Consider the following 1,153-nt stretch of genomic DNA (forward strand, 5'->3'; position numbering starts at 1 on the left):
TGATGAGGGGGGTGATGGTGCGGCCTTGGCGTTCGGCTGTCTCCCAGTCGCGGGGGCGTAGCTGGTACTTCTCCGAGTCGAGGTATTCCTCGCTGCCCTGGCGCAGGGGGGTGTTCTCGCACAGTTCGTAGCCGGAGTAGACGCCCCAGGTGGGGGAGAGGGTGGCGGCCAGTACCGCGCGGAGTTCGAAGGCGGGGCGGCCGCCGTGCTGCAGGAACTCGTGGAGGATGTCGGGGGTGTTGACGAAGAAGTTGGGCCGCATGTAGGCGGCCGCTTCTCCGGTCAGTTCGGTCAGGTAGTCGGTGAGTTCCTGCTTGGTGTTGCGCCAGGTGTAGTAGGTGTAGGACTGCTGGAAGCCGCTCTGGGCGAGGGTGTGCATCATGGCGGGGCGGGTGAAGGCCTCGGCCAGGAAGATCACGTCGGGGTCGGTGGCGTTGATGTCCGCGATCACCTTCTCCCAGAAGACGACCGGTTTGGTGTGCGGGTTGTCCACGCGGAAGATGCGCACGCCGTGGCTCATCCAGAGCCTGAGTACGCGCAGGGTTTCGGTGATCAGGCCGTCCAGGTCGGCGTCGAAGGCGATGGGGTAGATGTCCTGGTACTTCTTGGGCGGGTTCTCGGCATGGGCGATGGTGCCGTCGGGGCGGTGGTGGAACCACTCGGGGTGTTTCTGTACCCAGGGGTGGTCGGGGGAGCACTGGAGCGCGAAGTCGAGGGCCACTTCCAGGCCGTGCCGGGCGGCTTCACGTACGAACCAGGCGAAGTCCTCGATGGTGCCCAGTTGTGGGTGGACGCTGTCGTGGCCGCCTTCGGGGGAGCCGATGGCCCAGGGGACGCCGACGTCGTCGGGGCCGGCGGAGAGGGTGTTGTTGCGGCCTTTGCGGAAGGTGGTGCCGATGGGGTGGATGGGCGGCAGGTAGAGGACGTCGAAGCCCATGGCGGCGATGGCGGTCAGGCGGCGGGCGGCGGTGCGGAAGGTGCCGTGCGGCTGGTCCTCGGTGCCTTCGGAGCGGGGGAAGAACTCGTACCAGGCGCCGTACAGGGCGCGTTCGCGTTCCACCAGCAGGGGCAGGGTCTGTGAGGCGGTGACGAACTCCCGCAGCGGATGCCGGGCCAGCACCTCGTCCACCTCCGGCGTCAACGCCGCCGCCAG

At 67.7% G+C, this 1,153-nt stretch carries 1 pseudogene; it reads right to left on the reverse strand.

The features are described 5' to 3' along the window. Positions 1-1,153 (reverse strand): annotated as a pseudogene (locus tag LJ657_RS48020) (alpha-1,4-glucan--maltose-1-phosphate maltosyltransferase); the annotation flags it as partial.

Source organism: Streptomyces guryensis, from assembly GCF_021261325.1.
Taxonomy (GTDB): Bacteria; Actinomycetota; Actinomycetes; order Streptomycetales; family Streptomycetaceae; genus Streptomyces; species Streptomyces guryensis.